The sequence below is a fragment of the Bacillus cereus genome (assembly GCF_007678085.1).
Lineage (GTDB): Bacteria > Bacillota > Bacilli > Bacillales > Bacillaceae_G > Bacillus_A > Bacillus_A cereus_BE.
This window is the reverse complement of the sequence record NZ_VEDW01000003.1, coordinates 386,244-401,906: the sequence shown is the minus strand read 5'-3', so window position 1 is coordinate 401,906 and position 15,663 is coordinate 386,244. Positions and strand designations below refer to the sequence as shown.

The window sequence follows — 15,663 nt, the reverse complement described above, 5'->3', positions numbered from 1 at the left end:
ATTGTATTATAGGACACGAAAAAAGACAAACGGAGTAGTTTGCCTTTTTCTATACTTCTATCTAGTATATCAACCTTTTGAAAAATTCGTTTGCACCTCTTGAATTGGCCAATATCGTAAATCAACTTTACCGACAACTGTATCAGCTTTTACAAATCCAAAGTGTCTACTATCCCAGCTTCCAAGGCGGTTATCGCCTACTACAAAAATATATCCAGATGGCACGGATTTTTCTTTCGTTAACTCTTCTAGTTTAAAATCACCTGTTAGTTGTCGTCCATTTATCTCTTTCTTATACGTTTCTAAATAAGGTTCATCCACGAATTGTCCGTTTATGTATAATTTATCATGCTTATATTCAATGTGATCTCCAGGTAAACCGATAATTCGTTTTACGTAGTCCTCTTTTTTATTCGCATGAAACACAACAACATCAAACCTGTTCAAGTCCCCCACTTGATAACTCACCTTATTTACAACGAGCATATTGCCATCTTGCAATGTCGGCATCATTGACTTCCCCTCTACAACGTACGTTGAAAAGAAAAACGTTCGAAAAAATACAGCTAATAATACACCAATTAAAATTGTTCGTATCCATTCTATGCCTTCTTTTTTCAAAGTTTTCTTCATCCGCTTCTCCCCTTATCCTTTAATAATGAAGCCTGCATTTATAAAGTAAAACTTAATCAGTCCGCACCAATCGGGCATTTACCAGTAATCCGACTCTCACCTATCCAACCGAATTTTGAGGTGGGAGTTTTACTGCCCTCAAATAGCTGGATAAAGAAGACTATTCTTAATGTAGTTCTAACTTTACTTCAATTTTCTTACCGACATACCATAAAATAAAAATACCAATTGCTACAATAACTGATTTCACCGGATTATGAATAAATGACATCAAATCATGACCGATATACGTTAAAATAAAAATCATCACAAGCTTTCCGAACGCGAGCGCAAGTCCAAACTGCTTTACACTAATGCGAGATAAACCAGCAACAACATTTATAAGCGCAGACGGTGTAAACGGAAAACAAAATATGACGAAAATCGGCGCAAACCCTTTCCTTTCAATCCATCCCATTGCCTTTCGTACTCTCTCATGCTTATTTACAAAAGAAAAGAAACGACTTCGGCCAAAATGACGGATAATGAAAAAGACAAGTAAAGCACCCATTACTGATCCAAGCCACGAATAAAGAAAACCGAGCCAAAATCCAAATGCAACAGCATTCGCCAGTACAAATACGATGAGTGGCAATGCCGGAATCAACGCTTCTATCATCGGTAAACCAATACCAAGAAGTGGTCCAAACGCTTTATAGCTTTCAACAATATGATCCATATTTTCTGGTGAAAAATACTCTTTGATTGTCTGAAAATCCATTCTACACTTTACCCCTTTACTCTAAGTACTACCTCTACTGTATCATTGCTTATATGAAAGAGGAAATGGTAGATACGACATATGGAGATGTAATTATTAAGTTTCCATACCTTTCATTAGAATTCCTTCATTATTACGCTATGATAATCTATCAATATTCGACAGGACGTGTCGTTACTTGGGCATTTTTTTCGAATGTATCAACTTACGAACAAAACTGCAAAGTAAAAGGATGGGGTTTTCCCCCATCCTTTTAAACGTCGCCTTCCTTAACAAAATATACTTTCTCATATGCTGGTTTTAATCTAGATTCCTCATTTTTATCAATTAATTTGAAGGAATGATTTCCTTGTTTTTTTCTACGATCTTCATATTCAGTACGCAATTTCGCTGTACGATTTTGTTGATTTTCAAAACTACTTTTTGATATTTCTAATTTCACAGCAAAGCCATTTATAAATCTAACAATGACATTTCCATCTTTTAACTCTTTATTACTTTCAATATAAAAATGAGACAACCAAGCGCACTCTTTTCTAGAGTAAGAATAAGTAGGGAAAAAATAAAGTTGATCTGTTGGACTAATCGCAATCGGTGCTTTATGTGTAATATGAGTTAACTCTTTCGTTCCTTCTTTTCTGCCTAAGAAACTAGAGCCATGCTTGCGGCAACTTCTTTCTATAATATCTAGGGGCTTTTGAAATACGAAAAAAGAATCTTCCATCTCAATAACTCGTGTAACTATTTTCTTTTCACTTAGAATAACAGGAAGTAAGGCCATTGTATTTTTATTTACCACATAGTTTTCAACATAACGTTCTACTTTACTTTCCATATTCTACTGTCTCCTTTTTTCCATTTATATTAGCAGCTGCATATATAATTTTAGCATCTATGAAAAGGAAACGGTTTACAAATCCCGCTTTTTTACAATACTTTATCATTTGTCAAATATCTTTCAAATTACAAAATAACGATATAGTGATTATAAAATAAAAAACCTATACAAAATGTATTTATACTACCTATAAATATTTACAACTGCTTCCTCATTTTTCATCATTACGACATTTAACTTTGCTATAATTAAAAGAAAAATCCAATATATGGAGGTCCACTATGGAAGAAAAAGAAATTCAACCAACGATTCAAATGAAAAATAGCAGCATTGTGATCGTGAAAAACTCATCCAGCATTATATTCGGACTATTTTTCATTCTACTATTCTTCGCAAAGCCTTTTCGTAAATCGAAATGCTCTGAATGTAAAAAACGCGAAAAGAAAAAGATTGAAAAAGAAGAGTAAAAGGCCTTCCATACTGGAAAGCCTTTTACTCTTCTTCGTCCTCAAAAAAACCGACTATTTTTTCTTCTTCATATTCATATTTTCTTCCAAGATTTTCTGTATTTCTTACAATTTGTAATAGAACTATATATCGCTCTTCGTCTAAAACAAGAGAATGGGATTTCTTCAAATCAATTAACGTCACTTTATCATGTTCATACATTTTCGCATACGCTTTTATCTCTTCAATCGTATTGTGTAAATCTTCGTTACCTCTACGAACATCGAGTATTACTTCATTTGTATACTTTTCCATCATATATATTCTCCGCCTTCTCCCCCACATAATTATTGCGCTCGTATATTACAATAACAAAAAAAGGGATGGCAGCAGCCATCCCTTTTTTCCATAATAAACTATAAAATTATAGTTTGATTACGTTTTTAGCTTGAGGTCCACGGTTACCTTCTTCGATTTCGAAGCTAACTTTTTGACCTTCTTCTAAAGATTTGAAACCTTCAGTTTCGATTGCAGAGAAATGTACGAATACATCGTTTTCGCCTGGAACTTCGATGAAACCGAAGCCTTTTTCGTTGTTAAACCATTTTACTTGTCCTGTTACTGCCATAATTATTTCCTCCTAAGAAAATACACATTTTATTTTTTTAGTCTTCCTGTCTAAAAAAAGAATCCACACATTATCAAATACGAAACATAAACTAGTTCTCACATACTTTTTCTCGTTCGTTTTCAGCACTTGATAACATATGGATTGCTTAATTTAACTATTCAACTGGGACTATCATAGCACATTAAAATAAAATGTACAATCTTTTTTGAAAATAACTGACAAATTAAATTGATTGTACATTCGTAAATATTTGATTTTAACATGTGCGGATTTCATTTTAAAATGAACATACACATCATTTGAATGCGATTATATCCCTTGTTCTGAAGTGTTACAATATAGTTATATTGGAGGGGATTATATGTCAAATTACACAAACGAAGAAAAGCTTACTGGGGGAAATGTATCAAATGTATATCGTTCTGAAAATACTGTTCGGCGAGAATTAAAGGTTGGCAGCGCAAAAATTCATACATTATTACAACACTTAGAAAACAAGGGGTTTCATCATGCTCCAAAGTTTTTAGGGGTAGATGAAAAAGATATAGAGATTTTATCTTTTATTAAAGGAGAAGCTGGGAATTATCCTTTAAAAGAATATATGCGATCTAATGATGTTTTAAAAGAAATAGCAAAGATGCTCCGCCTGTACCATGATGCGGTAAGTGATTTTCCGTTATTAGATGACTGGCAACCGATGGATCTTACTCCAAATAACATTGAGGTTGTATGCCATAACGATTTTGCCATATATAACATTATTTTTCATGACGAAAAACCAGTAGGTATTATTGATTTCGATATTGCTGCTCCTGGTCCAAGAATTTGGGATATCGCTTATACACTTTATACTTGTGTTCCTTTAAGCAGAACGTATTATACAGAATCAGGTAAGGCAGTTCATTATGAACCTGCACAACATGCTGATCGTACGAAAGAAAGAGTGAAATTGTTTGTCCAGTCCTACGGGAAAAGTATGGACGAAGATTACATAAGTATGGTAATACTACGCCTAGAAGCGTTATGTACGTATATGAAAAGAAAAGCGCAAGAAGGCGATGTGAATTTCCAAAGAATGATTGATGAAGGACATTTAGAGCATTACGAGAAAGATATAGAGTTTATTCTTGCTCATGGAGCTGAATGGATTTAATCATATTGTCTTTTTTGTCGGTAAGTCGATATCCTTTGTCGAATCGTTGATATATTTTAAGTTATGATAGATATATCGAAAAAATCGTCGATATATTTTCATTTACTCCTCGAATCGTTCAAAAAATAATAAGGGGCACCCTTCAAACAGGTGCCCCTTCCTTTTATTTCGTAAACTGTGCTTCTTCTGTAGATCCTTTTAGCGCTGTCGTTGATGAAGTACCGCCTGTAATAACTTGTGCCACTTCATCAAAGTAACCTGTTCCTACTTCGCGTTGATGACGAGTTGCAGAGTAGCCGTGTTTTTCTGCTGCGAATTCTGCTTGTTGTAGTTCAGAGTACGCTGCCATGCCGCGCTCTTTATAGCCACGCGCTAATTCAAACATGCCGTAGTTTAACGAGTGGAAGCCAGCAAGTGTTACGAACTGGAACTTATAGCCGTAAGATGCGATTTCTTTTTGGAAGCTCGCAATTGTTTTCTCATCTAATTTTTGTTTCCAGTTGAATGAAGGTGAACAGTTGTATGCTAGCAATTTCCCTGGATGCTCTTTATGAATTGCGTCCGCAAATCGTTTTGCATCTTCTAAATTTGGTTCAGACGTTTCGCACCAAACGAGGTCTGCATAAGGAGCGTATGCTAAACCACGCGCAATTGCTTGATCAAGACCTGCTTTCGTACGGTAAAATCCTTCTGGTGTTCTATCCCCTGTAATAAACGCTTTATCAACAGGATCGATATCGCTCGTAATTAAATCAGCTGCATCCGCATCTGTTCTTGCAACGATAATTGTCGGCACTCCCATTACGTCAGCAGCAAGGCGTGCCGAAATTAAATTACGTACCGCTGTTTGCGTCGGTAGTAATACCTTTCCGCCTAAATGACCGCATTTTTTCTCTGAAGATAATTGATCTTCAAAATGCACTCCAGATGCACCTGCTTCAATCATACCTTTCATCAGTTCAAATACGTTTAATTGTCCGCCAAATCCAGCTTCTGCATCTGCTACAATCGGTACGAAATAATCTGTATCATCGCTTCCTTCCATATGCTGAATTTGATCCGCACGTTGCAGTGTTTGATTAATTCGTTTTACTACAGCAGGTACGCTATTCGCCGGATATAAACTTTGGTCTGGATACATATGTCCAGAAAGGTTCGCATCCGCTGCTACTTGCCATCCACTTAAATAAATTGCTTTTAGCCCAGCTTTCACTTGTTGCATCGCTTGGTTTCCTGTTAATGCGCCAAGTGCGTTAATGTAATCTTCCGTATGAAGCGATGACCAAAGCTTTTCAGCACCCCGTCGCGCTAACGTATGTTCAATATCAATTGATCCGCGCAGGCGAATTACATCTTCTGCCGAATATGGACGTGTGATCCCTTTCCAGCGCGTATCTAATTCCCAGCTCTCTTGTAATTTCTCGATTCTTTCATTTTTCATATGTTCCATCCCCTTTTCATTTTTTATAAAATTTCATAACCCGGTAATGTTAAAAATGGTACGAATTCAGCATTCCGAACGAGATTTGTAAACAACGTTGTCGCCTCTTGGAATCTCCCTTTCTTAAAGGCTTCTTTACCAATCTCTCTTTCTATTTTTGCTAGCTCTTCTTCTTTTAACTCTTCCATCAATTCAAGCGTAATATTACGACCGTCATGTAGCTTTCCGCCTTCATGACGAATCCATTGCCATACTTGTGCCCTAGAAATTTCCGCTGTTGCCGCATCTTCCATTAAGTTATAAATTGGTGCTGCTCCCCGTCCACTTAACCAAGATGCGATATATTGAATACCTACGCTAATATTCAGGCGAAATCCCTCTTCTGTAATCGTTCCCACTGGTACTTCTAATAAATCCTTTTCTGTAACATGTATTTCTTCACGTTTTCTAAAAATTTGATTCGGTGTTTTCATAATGTGATTAAATACTTCCATCGCGACTGGTACGAGTCCCGGGTGGGCAACCCAAGTCCCGTCATGACCGTCTAAAGCTTCGCGCTCTTTATCTGCACGGACTTTTTCAAAAGCTGCTTCATTCGCTTCTGGATTGTTTTTAATCGGAATTTGTGCCGCCATTCCTCCAATGGCTGGCGCATTACGGCGGTGACACGTTTGAATTACTTTCAAAGAATAAGCGCGCATAAACGGCGCCGTCATTGTGACTTGCGCTCTATCTGGAAGTAAAAATTCATTATGATTACGGAAACTCTTTAAAAAGCTGAAAATATAATCCCATCTTCCGCAATTTAATCCAGCAGAATGATCTTTAAGCTCATACAAAATTTCATCCATTTCAAACGAAGCGTGAATCGTTTCCAGTAACACCGTTGCTTTGATCGTTCCGTTTGGAATACCGATATATTTTTGAGCAAATACGAAAACATCATTCCATAACCTTGCTTCTAAATGGCTTTCCATTTTAGGTAAGTAAAAGTATGGACCGCTTCCTTTTGCTAGAAGAGCTTTCGCATTATGGAAAAAATAAAGTCCGAAATCTACTAAGCTACCAGACATATTTTTCCCATCAACTTGCATATGTTTTTCTTCTAAATGCCATCCTCTTGGACGCACAATTAATACTGCTGTTTTACTATTTAAACGATATTCTTTTCCGTTTTCATTTTTATGTGAAATTGTTCCCTGCACAGCATCTCGTAAGTTTATTTGACCTTCAATCGCATTCTGCCAAGTTGGTGAATTCGAATCTTCAAAATCTGCCATAAAAAGATGTGCTCCTGAATTTAAAGCATTAATAACCATCTTTCTATCTACTGGTCCAGTAATCTCTACGCGGCGATCCTCTAAATCTTTTGGCAATTTGGCAATTGTCCAATCCGCTTCACGTATGTGCTTTGTTTCTTCTAAAAACTTCGGAAACTCTCCTGTATCAATTCTCTTTTGTTTCTCCGCACGCTTTTGTAAAAGTTCTATGCGGCGCTCATTGAAGTTTTCATGTAGTTCCTTCAAAAAACTAAGCACCTCAGGTGTCAATATTTCGTTGTACGCTGGTAACATTTCTCCGGGCAATGTAACCCGTGAAGTTTGCGTCGACATATTAGCATCCCCTTCTTAAACTGTTTTATAACAGATTTGATTTTATGTTTTATATTATATAACAAATCTTCAGAAAAGGAAGTTTTTTTTGAAAATTTAATCGTTTTTTTATAAAACTGTATTCTTTCACCCGCATTACACACAAAAAAAGGATCAGTGTTATACAACACTGATCCCTTTTTTATTAAAGTGCTCTAAATAAGAACTGCGCATATTGTTCACGTGTTACTTCCATGTTCGGAGCGAAGTTACCCTCTCCATCTCCTATTGAAATACCATTTGAACCTACTGCATTAATCGCATTTTCTGCCCAATGTCCCTTTGGTACATCTTTAAATCCTGCTGGTCCTTGTACCTTTAATCCAAATGCTCTCGTAAGAACTTGCGCCATTTCTGCACGTGTTAACGTATCTTTTGGTCTGAAGTTCCCTTTCTCGTCACCTGTAAAGATACCGAATTCTGTTACTGCTAACACTTCGAACGGAAACATCGTTGAGTTATCATCAACAATATCATTATATGGGCTTTCTAGTTCCTCATCTTCACCAAATTCTTCATCAAGATCCAGTGCACGATAAATTAAAGCTGCTACTTGTTCACGAGTTACATTATGTCCAAAACCAAACATCCCGTTTCCATAACCAAGCATAATCTCTTGTTCTGCTAAAGTTTGAATTGCTTCATAAGACCAATGTCCTGCTGGTACATCTTTAAAGATAGCTTGACTTGTTTGTTGTGGCTTTGCAGCTACTTCAGCTTTTGCTGTAGTCCCTTCAGCACTAAATGCTACTCCACCCATAATTGTTAAAGCTGTTGCTACTTTTAGAATTTTTTTCTTCAAAGTACTCTCTCCCTAATCAAAGTTTATTTTTTTCTAATATAAAGAATTAGCAAAAGAGTAACAATGCATTTATTCATATAATTATTGTCCAAATTGTGAATCATAATTCACTTAATTTCCTTTACACTTCATTGATAATCAAGGTGATACAACATGTTTTTTTGCGCATAAAATAAGTATATAACCAATCACTTTTCACGCTTATTTTCTTTCTCCCACCATTTGAGGTCAATAACATCCCCACCGAAAGAAAACGGAGATACGCGAGGTAGATTACAGATCGACCATCCGTAAAAACACGATTATTTCAAATGGTTACTCCACTATAAATAGAAGTATAAAAACACAGTATATAGATTAAAAATAAAAAGGAGGAATGTAAAAAATCACATCCCTTCTTTTTATTCACTATATTTATATATTATCTATAACCTACTATTAAATTAAATGGTTTTTTGTATTTTAACTTTAATAGTCTTCATCCTTCAAATTAAAATTAATAACAGCTCTATTTAAAAACGTTGCATATTGCTCGCGTGTTACAACTGTATTCGGTTCAAATTTCCCATTTCCTGTTCCTACTATGACATGATTAGACTGCAGTGCACTAATCGCATTTTTTGCCCAATGATTATTTGGTACATCTTTAAATGTATGGTTCTTCTTCACCTCAAATGTAAATGCATTCGTAAGAATTTGCGCCATCTCTGCACGTGTTACTGGTGCGGCTGGTCTAAAGTTTCCTTTTTCGTCCCCTTTAAAAATACCATGCTCTGTTAATACTAAAATTTCATCTAAAAACATTGTTGCCCTCTCAGAAATATCTTTGTATGGATTTTTTAAAGGTCCTTCTTTTTTCAAATCCAATGTACGATAAAGTACTGCTGCTACTTGTTCTCGCGTAACATTATCTCCTACACCAAACTTACCATTTCCATAGCCTAACATTACTTTATTGTATACTACGTCCATTATATCGTCATATGCCCAGTAATTTACTGGAACATCATCAAACACAATCATTTCTGGATATTCTTCTGCTTTTACGTTTGGTACATTTGTACTTACAAACAAGCCGCCCATAATAGTTACCGTTGCCATTATACGTAACATGTTCTTTTTCATTGCCCTCTCCCCTTTATCTCCATTTAATAAAACGGAAAATAATAGACTGAAATCCTTTCCAATATTACATATGTTGCCTCCGCACCCATTATGCAATATATTACATTTAAAAAATCTATTATTGTGAAAATCACTACTAAAGGAGAGCCAATTCGCTCTCAATTTCAATTTTTATACCGAATTGTACGCAAATCATATCCCTTTCCTATGGTCATTTAAAGGTGTTTCTATACATTAAATATTCTACTTTTTTAAAAAGAAATCCTTCACATTTTTAAAGTTCATTTTCTAGACAAAAACCGCCAATATATGTTGTTACTCCGTGTATATCGACGTTTCGACAAAGGATATCAACTGGACTACAACATACGAAAATAATAACCTATCTATTAATAAAAGCTCATAATGAGCAGAAGATGCCTCCTCTACAGATTATGAGCTTTCTCTTTCTCTATTCCATTTTCCCTGGAGAATTATCAATGGATCGTTTTAAAAATTTCGCAAATTGCCCGCGTGTAACAAGCATTTCAGGCTCGAACTTGCCATCTCCCGTTCCAACCACCACTTTATTAGACTGTAATGCGCTAATTGCATCTCTTGCCCAATAGTTTTCTGGTATGTCTGTAAATGTATGCGGACGCTTTGTTTTCAACTCATATGCTTTCGTTAAAACTTGTGATAACTCTGCACGAGTCAGTGTTGCTTTCGGACGGAAATCTCCATTTTCGTCTCCTTTAAAAATACCAAGCTGTGTTAAGCGTAAAATTTCGTAAGGGAACATGGTTGATTTCACACTAATATCTCTATATGGATTCCCAATATCCGCAGTTCCTTTTACATGAAGTGCGCGGTATAATACTGCCGCTGCTTGTTCACGTGTTATATGATCTTCTATACCAAACTTACCATTTCCATATCCAAACATAATTCGATGATATACTAAATATTTAATATCATCACACGCCCAATGATCTGTTGTTACATCATCAAACTCTATCATCTGACCAGATTTTTGGATAACATCTGCATTTGCAGACACACCATTTACACTTACGAATATTCCTCCCATTAAAGTTAATGATGTCATTATCTTTACTAGCTTTTTCATCTCCCCCACCCACTTTTCCCTTTATTTTCCTACGATTTTATTGTACAAAAAATTAGGGAATTATCAATAGAATGTAGGTGAAAATATTTAAAATTCAGAATGCAAATTTTCTTTTATCGCTATTTTTTCCTCCTTCGTTTTTCGAAAAGTAAATGCCATCCCTACAAATATAAGAACAATTCCTACTACTTGCATACTAGTCGGTCTAAACCCGGTAAAGACTGTATCTAATAGTATTGCAACCGCAGGATCTAAGAACACTAATACAGAAATTAATCTCGTCGATAAATCTCTTAAACTGTCAAAAAATAAGTAATATACAAATCCAGTATGTATAAGACCTGTCGCTGTAATCATCATCCAGTTCATCTCTGTTAACCCTTGGAACTTGCCAAAATCTATGAATGGTAGCAATAAAAATATACCTAAAAACGTTTGTAAAAATGTCATTGCATATGCGCTCGTATGCTGAATTCCTTTTCCTAATAAAGTGGTAAAAGCATAAAATACAGCTGCAAGAAGTGCCCATACCATTCCAGATGACATCAGTTTTTCGAGCGATAGACTTCCATCTACTCCAGCTACTAAAACTGTACCTATAAAACAAATGACAATGGACATAACCGCAAATACTGTAAGTCTCTCTTTAAATACAATACTACCAATCATTAATACGATAATAGGTGCAAGGTGGTAAACTGAAATCGCAATTGTAATCGACATAACTTCAAACGCTTTAAATAGAAATACCCAGTTAAAAACGAGAAATACACCGCATGCTAATATTTGCATTACTTCTTTTTTATTCCATTTCTCATTTTTATACTGTCCTGTTACGAGCCAACATAATGCTAAAAATATAGTCGCACAAATGCAACGAACGAATACTAACTCAAAAGACGGTAAACCTGTTTGAACAGAAAAAAATCCAATTGATCCAAAAATAGACATCGAAAGGATCATTTTTATAGCCGGCATTGATTTTGAATGAAACAAAATATTAACCTCCTAAACTTTTAACTGAATATTCCATATATTATACACTATAATTTTCCAAAACTCGAATGAAGCATAAAAAAGAAGCAGTACACTACTGCTTCTTTTCTTTTTCATATTGTTCAAACGTATGAATTCTTTCGAAAATTGGTGGATGTGTGTATAAGAAAAACTTCACTAACGCAGGCGGATTTACTTGGCTTAAACTCGTTTTTGATAAATATTGGAACGTTTTCACACCAGATTTCCCGTCCTTCGTCATGTCTAAAGCATATTGATCTGCTGCTCGTTCTTCTATACGAGAAACATAATTTGTTGCTGGCTGCGATGCAAAAGAAAGTACAGAAGAAATTAAGAAAAATAAAGGTAAAATTGAGAAACATGCTGCTTTTGAAATTTGCAGCGTATCTCCCCATTTTCGAATACACATATTTATAATACGGCTAATGAAATACATCCCTATAAACGATAGCAATACATAACTCGCAACGCCCCAATATATATGTTTCATAACATAATGCCCCATTTCATGGGCCATTATAAACAAAATCTCTTTATCTTTTAATTGCTTAAGCGTTGTATCCCACATTACAATGCGAAGATTTTTTCCAAGTCCTGTTACGTATGCATTTAACGCATTCGTTTTTTCTGACATATTCACTTCATATACGTGTTCAGATGGAATATCAGCTTTATCTGCAAGTGCTAAAATTTTCGTTTCTAATTCTTTATTTTGTAGCGTCGAGAAGTCATTATAAAGTGGGTCAATAACGACTGGCTGCACAAATGTTAAAAAGATTGTAAATGGTACAGAGAGCGCCCATCCTGCTAGCCACCATCGCTTCGGAAATTTACGAATAAGCCATAACAAAACAGTAACAATGAGTAACATCGTCGCATAATTCACCCAAAAATCGATTACGTGATCTTTTATCCAGCTTTGTGTACTTTGCGTTGAAATGCCGTAATCAACGGACACTTTTCGGCTAATCCATTGCATTGGCAGGGCAAGAACTGTTGTGAGTAACGATAAATAAAAGAAATAAATCGCAACTTGCAGAACACTTATTTTCGTCGTTTCCTTCGACCATTTCTCAAACTTTCTTGAAACACCGAGCACAAGTACAAATAATAAAATAATCCATTCCAGAGGCGTCGCTAAAAAGTACAGTAAGTTTTTCACGCGCGAATAATCTTGGCTTAGCGTAAGCTCTCTTGCATTCATAAACGTTTCTGGATCTGCCTTTGTTCCTTTATACATGTCCGGAATCAGTTCATGATTCCATCCAAATAAATACCAATATATAAGCAACGCAAACCCAACGTACAAAAAAAGCGACCACCCAATAACCTTCCTCACGCTATTCCCTCCTCTATGCTGCCTGTCTATTATTATTGTAAGTTCGTACATGCTAAATTAGAACAAGCTTATTATGCGAATTGCTCGAGAACCTTCTATTTACATAAAAAAACTCTTCTACAAAAAGAAGAGTTTTACCTACCTTTAGACACTTTCTTCGGTTCATAATCTGGGATAAGAAATATACTTACAACCCAACATATGAAACCAGCGCCTTTTATATAGCGTATATATTCATAGTCTTGAAAAAATAACGTCGTTACAATAAGCGTAAAAAAACCAATTAAAACTAGTACGTATCCTATTTGCTTCTTAGATAACATAACGCGCCCCCTTAAGGAAGTACATCCATTAATAAACTAAAATCTTGTAAAGAAAAAGAACTATATTTCATAATACCTTGTACTGCTAATAGTAAAATTAGACCGGTCACACACATATAATTAATGCTTTCTTCACTCTTTTTTTCAGAAACTATTCCGCCGCTTATACATAATATTCCTAACAAATGAAGTGCTAAATACATAAAGAAATAAGCTTCCTCCCAGCGAAGAATAACATTGACTGTCGTGATCAGCACAATACTAAGCAAAATCAAATAAAAAAACTTATTTGATGATATTGTTTCATTCATATAATTTTATACATCCCTTTCAAATTTCGAATTAATGATGTTTCAAAGCTATAACGTAAATGATTGTTTTCATACTATAAAACAAAAGGAAAGCCACTATTACTTTCTCGAATACTTTATGAACCCACATATACTTCTCTTCATTCTTTCTGAAGATGCGCTTCATCATTTCTTCTACTATTAGACCAAATATTAGTAAAACCCCTAGCACAATAAGAAGAGAAATAATATTTTCTTTCAAATGATTACTAGAGAACAAATAATACTCTGGAAACACAATCGTATCTACTACAGGTTGAAGCCAATGACAAACGCTTTTATCACACATATCTGTAATAGACGTAGCATCTATAATGTCTTTCAATATTTTTTCAATCGTCTTCTTCATCTCATTTACTCCCCACTACATCTGAAAAGCTCTTTTCTTGCTCTACATATATAGCTGGCATTTCTTTATTCCAATATTTGCGGTTAACAAATAAAAAGATGAGTACTAAGTTTAATCCCGCTATAAAAATAATAAGTCCTGGAAAGAACGTCGTATAATTTGAGAAATCTGCAAAACTCATTATCTCTTCTTTATTTATTAAAAAAGAAGCACCGATTACAAATGCATTGTTTAACATGTGAATAGCAATTGGCATGAGTAAGCTATTTGTACGAATATATACGATTGATAGTACAACACTAAATACTACTGCGCCTAGAAAATCAACATGTAGCAACGCAAACAACATCGCTACTACAATGATCGCTATACTCGTTCCCCATTTTGCTGCAAAGCGTTGCAGTAAAAATCCCCGAAAAACAAATTCACCAATAATTGGTGCGATGAACACGACCATAATAATTTGATATACATATCCCCCTGTGCTATCAATAACCGGTTCACGTAATGCATTCATAATAAATTCCGGTGTAATCCATGCAAAGCTATACATGTACAAAATAAGGTATCCATAACTAAACACAGCTAACATAATTGCAATGTATAAAACTTGCACCAAGTTAAATGTTTCATTTTTATTAATAAATAATGAAAAGGAAACACGGTGTTTTCTATATTCATAAAAAATCCACGTAATCGGAAGAATATAGAATATAAGAATATTTATAAAAGTAGAATTTTGCATATGAAATGTATTTTCTATCAATTCATTACTGGCTCTTGCAACTAAAGTTAATAGTGCAAATACAATTAAAAAATATCTAGCTCGCATCGTTTGAAACGGATTCACACTCATCTCCTCCCCTATGTTACTTTTATCATATCATTTGATTCTTAATTTTTTGAGAAAGAAAACCTTAAAATTTCCTTAAAAATTCCATAAGTTACAGAAAGATGATATGATATTCGAGGAAATTAGGAGGGATTTTTATGTATGAAGCAAATATTTTGCTCGTTGATGATGAAACAGCAATTTTACAATTACTAACTACCATTCTTGAAAAAGAAGGTTTTTCTCATATTACAACTGCAACATCCGCTGAAATAGCTTTATCTCTCACCGAAAAAAACGATTACGATTTAATTATTTTAGATGTCATGCTTCCTGGACAATCTGGTTTTGATATTTGTCCCATCATTCGCCAGAAAACAGATTGCCCGATCTTCTTCCTCACAGCTAAAACATCTGATTTAGATAAAATATCTGGATTTTCACACGGTGCAGATGATTATATTACGAAGCCATTTAATCCACTTGAAGTAGTAGCTCGTATGAAAGCACAACTCCGAAGACATATGAAACCAGCAGTACCACATGAACCAAAAGCACAATCCAGTTCATTTGGCAGATTTGAAATAGATCCATATTCCGCAGAACTTACAGTAAATGGACGTGTTGTCGAATGTTCCGCCCAGCTATTTCAGCTACTACTCTTCTTTTGCGAGAATCCGAACTACGTATTTTCGAAAGAAGAAATATATGAAAAAGTTTGGGGAGCACCTGCCTATAATGGCGATGATAATACCGTTATGGTTCACATTCGAAAACTACGTGAAAAAATTGAACAAGACCCAAGTAAACCAGAATATATAAAAACCGTTCGCGGACTTGGCTATAAGTTTATTACAAAGTAG

General features: G+C 35.1%; 19 protein-coding genes. 3 read left to right on the top strand and 16 right to left on the bottom strand.

Translation table 11 applies throughout. The annotated features are described in order from the left end of the window. Positions 1–69: 69 nt before the first annotated feature. The 3 genes from lepB to FS742_RS15625 form a co-directional block, all read right to left on the bottom strand. Positions 70–633, bottom strand: coding sequence for a signal peptidase I (lepB, locus tag FS742_RS15640; RefSeq protein WP_144613463.1), 564 nt, complete (start codon positions 631–633; stop codon positions 70–72). Positions 634–799: 166 nt separating this feature from the next. Next, the gene (locus FS742_RS15635) at positions 800–1,393 is read right to left on the bottom strand and encodes a TVP38/TMEM64 family protein (RefSeq protein ID WP_000347517.1); all 594 of its coding nucleotides are present in this window, start codon (positions 1,391–1,393) and stop codon (positions 800–802) included. Positions 1,394–1,646: 253 nt separating this feature from the next. Then, positions 1,647–2,228, bottom strand: coding sequence for a competence protein ComK (locus tag FS742_RS15625; protein WP_144613459.1), 582 nt, complete (start codon positions 2,226–2,228; stop codon positions 1,647–1,649). A 284-nt stretch (positions 2,229–2,512) separates the two neighbouring features. Here FS742_RS15625 and FS742_RS15620 point away from each other — a divergent pair, with 284 nt between their 5' ends. After that, a complete protein-coding gene (locus FS742_RS15620; RefSeq protein ID WP_144613457.1) occupies positions 2,513–2,698 on the top strand; it encodes a hypothetical protein in 186 nt (61 codons plus the stop codon). A gap of 25 nt (positions 2,699–2,723) precedes the next feature. On the opposite strand, the gene FS742_RS15615 is transcribed toward FS742_RS15620, so the two are convergent. Further along, positions 2,724–2,996, bottom strand: coding sequence for a hypothetical protein (locus FS742_RS15615; protein ID WP_144613455.1), 273 nt, complete (start codon positions 2,994–2,996; stop codon positions 2,724–2,726). Positions 2,997–3,102: 106 nt separating this feature from the next. Next, positions 3,103–3,306, bottom strand: a complete 204-nt coding sequence (gene cspA / locus FS742_RS15610) for an RNA chaperone/antiterminator CspA (RefSeq protein WP_000301522.1) — start codon at positions 3,304–3,306, stop codon at positions 3,103–3,105. A gap of 364 nt (positions 3,307–3,670) precedes the next feature. Here cspA and FS742_RS15605 point away from each other — a divergent pair, with 364 nt between their 5' ends. Then, positions 3,671–4,462, top strand: coding sequence for a phosphotransferase (locus FS742_RS15605; protein ID WP_144613453.1), 792 nt, complete (start codon positions 3,671–3,673; stop codon positions 4,460–4,462). Positions 4,463–4,625: 163 nt separating this feature from the next. Here the strand turns inward: FS742_RS15605 and aceA are convergent, their stop codons facing one another. The 11 genes from aceA to FS742_RS15550 all read right to left on the bottom strand — a co-directional run bounded on the left by aceA (position 4,626) and on the right by FS742_RS15550 (position 14,818). Next, positions 4,626–5,903 (bottom strand): isocitrate lyase, encoded by a 1,278-nt coding sequence (gene aceA / locus FS742_RS15600; protein WP_144613451.1) that lies wholly within the window; start codon positions 5,901–5,903, stop codon positions 4,626–4,628. 23 nt (positions 5,904–5,926) lie between these two features. Continuing rightward, positions 5,927–7,516 carry a malate synthase A gene (gene aceB / locus FS742_RS15595; RefSeq protein ID WP_144613449.1) on the bottom strand — a complete coding sequence of 530 codons (1,590 nt, stop codon included), beginning with the start codon at positions 7,514–7,516 and terminating at the stop codon, positions 5,927–5,929. A gap of 184 nt (positions 7,517–7,700) precedes the next feature. Further along, positions 7,701–8,357, bottom strand: a complete 657-nt coding sequence (locus FS742_RS15590; RefSeq protein WP_144613447.1) for an S-layer homology domain-containing protein — start codon at positions 8,355–8,357, stop codon at positions 7,701–7,703. A gap of 468 nt (positions 8,358–8,825) precedes the next feature. Beyond that, positions 8,826–9,482, bottom strand: a complete 657-nt coding sequence (locus FS742_RS15585; RefSeq protein ID WP_144613445.1) for an S-layer homology domain-containing protein — start codon at positions 9,480–9,482, stop codon at positions 8,826–8,828. A gap of 451 nt (positions 9,483–9,933) precedes the next feature. Then, positions 9,934–10,590, bottom strand: coding sequence for an S-layer homology domain-containing protein (locus FS742_RS15580; protein ID WP_186327184.1), 657 nt, complete (start codon positions 10,588–10,590; stop codon positions 9,934–9,936). 87 nt (positions 10,591–10,677) lie between these two features. Next, the gene (locus FS742_RS15575; protein WP_144613442.1) at positions 10,678–11,586 is read right to left on the bottom strand and encodes a DMT family transporter; all 909 of its coding nucleotides are present in this window, start codon (positions 11,584–11,586) and stop codon (positions 10,678–10,680) included. Positions 11,587–11,680: 94 nt separating this feature from the next. Continuing rightward, a complete protein-coding gene (locus FS742_RS15570; RefSeq protein ID WP_144613440.1) occupies positions 11,681–12,946 on the bottom strand; it encodes a M48 family metallopeptidase in 1,266 nt (421 codons plus the stop codon). 134 nt (positions 12,947–13,080) lie between these two features. Beyond that, positions 13,081–13,269 carry a hypothetical protein gene (locus FS742_RS15565; protein WP_144613439.1) on the bottom strand — a complete coding sequence of 63 codons (189 nt, stop codon included), beginning with the start codon at positions 13,267–13,269 and terminating at the stop codon, positions 13,081–13,083. 11 nt (positions 13,270–13,280) lie between these two features. Next, positions 13,281–13,580, bottom strand: coding sequence for a hypothetical protein (locus FS742_RS15560; protein ID WP_144613437.1), 300 nt, complete (start codon positions 13,578–13,580; stop codon positions 13,281–13,283). A gap of 31 nt (positions 13,581–13,611) precedes the next feature. Continuing rightward, positions 13,612–13,968, bottom strand: a complete 357-nt coding sequence (locus tag FS742_RS15555; protein ID WP_144613435.1) for a hypothetical protein — start codon at positions 13,966–13,968, stop codon at positions 13,612–13,614. Between the two features lies 1 nt (position 13,969). Next, complete coding sequence (locus tag FS742_RS15550) at positions 13,970–14,818, bottom strand: CPBP family intramembrane glutamic endopeptidase (RefSeq protein ID WP_186327183.1); 849 nt, start codon at positions 14,816–14,818, stop codon at positions 13,970–13,972. Between the two features lie 140 nt (positions 14,819–14,958). Between FS742_RS15550 and FS742_RS15545 the strand changes: the two genes are divergently transcribed. After that, a complete protein-coding gene (locus FS742_RS15545; protein ID WP_144613432.1) occupies positions 14,959–15,663 on the top strand; it encodes a response regulator transcription factor in 705 nt (234 codons plus the stop codon).

Coding starts and splice junctions, on each gene's coding strand:
- FS742_RS15605 (WP_144613453.1), top strand. CDS start 3,671: ATGTCAAATTACACAAACGAAGAAAAGCTTACTGGGGGAAATGTATCA.
- FS742_RS15635 (WP_000347517.1), bottom strand. CDS start 1,393: ATGGATTTTCAGACAATCAAAGAGTATTTTTCACCAGAAAATATGGAT.
- FS742_RS15545 (WP_144613432.1), top strand. CDS start 14,959: ATGTATGAAGCAAATATTTTGCTCGTTGATGATGAAACAGCAATTTTA.
- cspA (WP_000301522.1), bottom strand. CDS start 3,306: ATGGCAGTAACAGGACAAGTAAAATGGTTTAACAACGAAAAAGGCTTC.
- aceB (WP_144613449.1), bottom strand. CDS start 7,516: ATGTCGACGCAAACTTCACGGGTTACATTGCCCGGAGAAATGTTACCA.
- FS742_RS15565 (WP_144613439.1), bottom strand. CDS start 13,269: ATGTTATCTAAGAAGCAAATAGGATACGTACTAGTTTTAATTGGTTTT.
- aceA (WP_144613451.1), bottom strand. CDS start 5,903: ATGAAAAATGAAAGAATCGAGAAATTACAAGAGAGCTGGGAATTAGAT.
- FS742_RS15620 (WP_144613457.1), top strand. CDS start 2,513: ATGGAAGAAAAAGAAATTCAACCAACGATTCAAATGAAAAATAGCAGC.
- FS742_RS15615 (WP_144613455.1), bottom strand. CDS start 2,996: ATGATGGAAAAGTATACAAATGAAGTAATACTCGATGTTCGTAGAGGT.
- FS742_RS15560 (WP_144613437.1), bottom strand. CDS start 13,580: ATGAATGAAACAATATCATCAAATAAGTTTTTTTATTTGATTTTGCTT.
- FS742_RS15580 (WP_186327184.1), bottom strand. CDS start 10,590: ATGAAAAAGCTAGTAAAGATAATGACATCATTAACTTTAATGGGAGGA.
- lepB (WP_144613463.1), bottom strand. CDS start 633: ATGAAGAAAACTTTGAAAAAAGAAGGCATAGAATGGATACGAACAATT.
- FS742_RS15585 (WP_144613445.1), bottom strand. CDS start 9,482: ATGAAAAAGAACATGTTACGTATAATGGCAACGGTAACTATTATGGGC.
- FS742_RS15625 (WP_144613459.1), bottom strand. CDS start 2,228: ATGGAAAGTAAAGTAGAACGTTATGTTGAAAACTATGTGGTAAATAAA.
- FS742_RS15555 (WP_144613435.1), bottom strand. CDS start 13,968: ATGAAGAAGACGATTGAAAAAATATTGAAAGACATTATAGATGCTACG.